At 72.1% G+C, this 4,431-nt stretch carries 5 protein-coding genes; all 5 read left to right on the top strand.

Translation table 11 applies throughout. From position 1 onward, the window contains the following. Positions 1-224 precede the first annotated feature (224 nt). Complete coding sequence (locus ACYVE7_RS27200; protein WP_460368497.1) at positions 225-911, top strand: carbohydrate ABC transporter permease; 687 nt, start codon at positions 225-227, stop codon at positions 909-911. After that, entirely contained in the window at positions 908-1,738 is an 831-nt protein-coding gene (locus ACYVE7_RS27205) for a carbohydrate ABC transporter permease (RefSeq protein WP_460368490.1), read from the top strand. Before ACYVE7_RS27200 ends, ACYVE7_RS27205 begins: the two co-directional genes overlap by 4 nt. Next, positions 1,735-2,997 carry a family 4 glycosyl hydrolase gene (locus ACYVE7_RS27210; RefSeq protein ID WP_460368492.1) on the top strand — a complete coding sequence of 421 codons (1,263 nt, stop codon included), beginning with the start codon at positions 1,735-1,737 and terminating at the stop codon, positions 2,995-2,997. Before ACYVE7_RS27205 ends, ACYVE7_RS27210 begins: the two co-directional genes overlap by 4 nt. Next, entirely contained in the window at positions 2,994-3,953 is a 960-nt protein-coding gene (locus ACYVE7_RS27215) for an N-acetylglucosamine kinase (RefSeq protein WP_460368494.1), read from the top strand. Before ACYVE7_RS27210 ends, ACYVE7_RS27215 begins: the two co-directional genes overlap by 4 nt. Positions 3,954-4,054: 101 nt before the next feature. Beyond that, on the top strand, positions 4,055-4,431 hold a 377-nt coding region (locus ACYVE7_RS27220), incomplete at its 3' end, for a hypothetical protein (protein ID WP_460368495.1).

Genomic DNA, 4,431 nt, shown 5'->3' on the forward strand with positions numbered 1-4,431 from the left:
AGATGCTCCGCGACGAGGGCCGCCGCGCCCTCGTCTGGCTCTCCCCCTGGCTGATCGGCCTGGCCGTCTTCTTCGTCTATCCGCTGCTCGCCACGGTGTACTTCTCCTTCCACCGGTACGACCTGTTCACCCTGGAATGGGTGGGCCTCGACAACTGGCGTTACGCGTTCCACGACCCGCGCGTGTGGGAATCGGGCCGCAACACCCTGTGGCTGGTCGTGTTCATGGTGCCCGCGCAGGTGCTGTTCGCGCTCGGCGTCGCGCAGCTCCTCACGACCTTCAAGTCGGGCGGCTCGCTGCTCAGGACCATCTTCTATCTGCCGTCGCTGGTGCCGATGGTCGCCGGGACGGTCGCGTTCGTCTACCTGCTCAACCCGGCGACCGGCCCCGTCAACCAGGCCCTCGGCTGGGTCGGGATCGACGGGCCCGACTGGTTCGGCGACCCGTCCTGGTCGAAGCCGAGCCTCACCATGCTCGCCCTCTGGGGCACCGGCAACACCATGATGATCTTCCTGGCGGCGCTGCTGGACGTCCCGAAGAGCCTGTACGAGGCCGCCGCGATCGACGGGGCCGGGCCGTGGCGGCGCTTCCGCAGCATCACCCTGCCGATGATCTCGCCGGTGCTGATGTTCTCGGCGGTCACCGGGGTCATCTACGCGGTGCAGTACTTCACCCAGGCGATGATCGCCTCCCGGGTGGCGTCCGGCGCGACCGACTCCGCGGGCGTCTCGTTCGTCCCCGGCTACCCGGACGGCTCCCTGCTGACCCTGCCCCAGCACCTGTTCCACACCGGGTTCCGCGACTGGACCATGGGTGTGGCCTGCGTGCACGCGCTGCTGCTGTTCGGGGTGTCGATGGCCGTCACCCTCGTCCTGCTGCGCCAGTTCCGCCGAGCCGAGGAGAACCTGTGAACCGCGGACGAAGCGGGCTGCTGTGGATCGCCCGCCACGCCATCGCGATCGCCCTGACGATCATGTTCCTGGGGCCGGTCTTCTTCGTGGCGCTGACCTCGCTGATGACCGACGAACAGGCCCTGACCAGCGACCTGTGGCCGAAGACCTGGAACCTCGCCAACTACGCGGACGTGTTCGCCAAGTCCAAGCTCGTCACCTGGACGATCAACACCTTCGTCTACGCGTCGCTGGCGACTCTGCTGATGCTCGCCTCCTCCATCCCGGCGGCCTACGCGCTGGCCCGGTTCCGCTTCCGGGGCCGTCGTGCGGCGTTCCTGCTGGTCATCGCCACGATGATGCTGCCGCCGCAGGTCGTCGCGGTGCCGGTGTACCTGATCTGGGCGCGGCTCGGGCTGACCGACTCGCTCTGGCCGCTGATCCTGCCGATGCTCTTCGGCGACGCGTTCTCGATCTTCCTGCTCCGCCAGTTCCTGCTGACGATCCCGCAGGAGTACCTGGACGCCGCCCGGGTCGACGGCTGCTCGGAGGTGCGGACCCTGCTGCGGGTCGTCCTGCCGATGGCGCGGCCCGCGATCGCGGCCGTCGCGCTCTTCTCGTTCTTCTACTGCTGGAACGACTACTACGGGCCCCTGCTGTACGCGGGAGTCGACCAGGAGAACTGGACGCTCTCGCTCGGCCTGGCCACCTTCAAGGCGTTCCACAGCACGCAGTGGAACCTCACCATGGCCGCCACCCTCCTGGTGACGGCGCCGGTGATCATCGTTTTCTTCCTCGCCCAACGTGTCTTCATCGAGGGCGTCACACTGACAGGAGTCAAGGGTTGAAACTCGCCGTGGTCGGGGGCGGCTCCACCTACACACCGGAGCTGATCGACGGTTTCGCGCGGCTGCGCGACGACCTCCCCCTCACTGAGATCGTGCTGATCGACCCCGCCGCCGAGCGCCGCGAGCTCGTCGCCGGGATGGCGCGCCGGATGCTGGCACGCGCCGGGCACCCCGCCGTGGTCACCTCCACGGCGGATCTGGCCGCCGGGGTGCGCGGGGCCGGAGCGGTCCTGCTCCAGTTGCGGGTCGGCGGCCAGGACACCAGGTCGGTCGATGAGACTCTGCCGCTGACCTGCGGCTGCGTCGGCCAGGAGACGACCGGGGCGGGCGGGCTCGCCAAGGCGCTGCGGACCGTCCCGGTCGTCCTGGAGATCGCCGAGGTGATCCGCAGGGAGGCGCCGGACGCGTGGATCGTCGATTTCACCAACCCCGTCGGGATCGTCACCCGGGCGCTGCTGGACGCGGGGCACCGGGCGATCGGGCTCTGCAACGTGGCGATCGGTTTCCAGCGGAGGTTCGCGGCGCTGCTGGGCGTCGCACCCGAGCGGATCACGCTCGACCATGTCGGGCTGAACCATCTGACGTGGGAGCGGGCGGTGCTGCTCGACGGGGTGGACGTGCTGCCGTCGCTGCTCGCGTCGCACGGCGACGCGCTCGCCGACGACCTGGGGCTGCCGTCCGGGCTGCTCACCCGGCTGGGCGTGGTGCCGTCCTACTATCTGCGCTACTTCTACGCCCACGACCTGGTCGTCGACGAGCAGCGGACCAAGCCGTCCCGGGCCGCGGAGGTCGCGGCGATCGAGGACGAGCTGCTGACGGTCTACGCCGATCCGGCCGCCGACACCAAGCCGGAGCTGCTGGAGCGGCGGGGCGGGGCGTTCTACTCCGAGGCCGCGGTCGCGCTGATCGCCTCGCTCGCCGGGGACCGGGGCGACGTGCAGGTCGTCAACACCAGGAACAACGGGACCTTCGCGTTCCTGCCCGACGACGCGGTGATCGAGGTGCCCGCGCGGATCGGCTCCGCGGGAGCGGTCCCGCTGCCGGCCGCGCCGCTCGCACCGCTGTACGCGGGGCTGACCGCGCATGTCGCGGCGTATGAGGAGCTGGCTCTGGCCGCCGCCGTCCAGGGCGGCGAGGACCGGGTCCGGGATGCCCTGCTGGCCCATCCGCTGATCGGGCAGGAGCACCTGGCCGTCCAGCTCAGTGAGCTGCTCATCGACGCCAACCGGCCGCACCTGCCCTGGGCGGCGGCCCTGTGAGGACCGTTCTCGCCGTCGACGGCGGCAACAGCAAGACCGATCTGGCGCTGGTCGGGGAGGACGGCACGGTCCTGGGCACGGCGCGCGCCGGCGGCTTCAAACCCCAGTCCCGCGGGGTCGGCCCGGCCGTGGACGTGGTGTCGGGCCCGGCCCGCGCCCTGCTGGACGAGGCGGGCCTCGCCCGGGCGGACCTGCTGTCGTCGTTCCTCGCGGGCGCCGACTTCCCCGCCGAGGAGGAGGTGCTGCGGGCCGAGTTCGCGGCACGCGGGCTGGCCGACGAGGTGACCGTCGCCAACGACACCTTCGCGCTGTTCCGGGCCAGTTCCGCGCAGCCCTGGGGGGTGGCCGTGGTGTGCGGCGCGGGCATCAACGCCGTGGGCGTCGCCCCCGACGGCCGCACCGCCCGCTTCCCCGCCCTCGGCGTCATCAGCGGCGACTGGGGCGGCGGCGAGGACCTCGCCGACCAGATCATGTTCCACGCCATGCGCGCCGAGGACGGCCGGGGCCCCGACACGGAGCTCCGCTCCCTCGTCACCACGACCCTGGCCCTCCCGACCGTCCTGGACGCCGTCGTCGCCCTCCACTTCGGCGACCTGCCCCGCGAACGCCTCCACGCCCTGGTCCCCGTGCTGTGCGCGCTCGCCGAGTCCGGCGACCGGACGGCCATGACCCTGGTGGAACGCCAGGCCGTGGAGATCGTCGCGATGGCCGAGGTCTGCCTCCACCGCCTCGACCTCCAGCGGACCCCGACCGAGGTGGTGCTGGGCGGCGGCCTTCTCGCCGGCCCCACCCCCGTCCTCGTCCGGCTGGTCGCCGCCGAACTGGCCGCGCGGGCCCCCCAGGCGATCCCCGTGATCGCGACCCGGCCGCCCCTCACCGGCGCGATCCTCGCGGGGCTCGACCGGCTGAAAGCGCCGCGGGAAGCCCTGGCCAGAGCCGCCTCCCACGGCTCCTGACCGCCGGAGCGGGCCGTTGACCTCACCGAACGGCCCGCTCCGGCCCCGCGGTGCGCGATACTGGTCGGCGGCTTTCGGGACGACGGGGAAGGGGCCGAACAGTGAGCATCGGGGTCGAGGAGAGCGGGCCGGCAACGGCGATCGAGACGGGGCCCGGCGGGGACGCCCGGCTGTTCGGGGCGTTCACCGCCTCGGGGAGCTGGACGCTCGCGCTGCTGGTGGCGCGGGCGGTGAGCCCGGACGGCACACCGGGGAAACTCTCCTTCACGGAGTTCGCCGAGCAGTCCGGCAGCACCGTGGAACGCGTCCGCCTGTTCCACGACGCCTGGGAACGGGCCGCGGCCGACGGCCTCGTGCCGCCCTCGGCGGAGCTGCGGCCCGGCGCGGACACCGTCCTCCCCGAGGAGGACGCCTGGCCGCACTACCGGGACGAGGCGCCACTCACGGTCGAGGTCCCGAGACCGGCGGCCGCACCGGA

It is taken from the genome of Actinocorallia lasiicapitis (genome assembly GCF_054778695.1).

What these genes read in the sequence shown, in the direction of transcription:
- ACYVE7_RS27200 (WP_460368497.1), top strand. Translation starts at nt 225, where the DNA reads ATGGTGCCCGCGCAGGTGCTGTTCGCGCTCGGCGTCGCGCAGCTCCTC.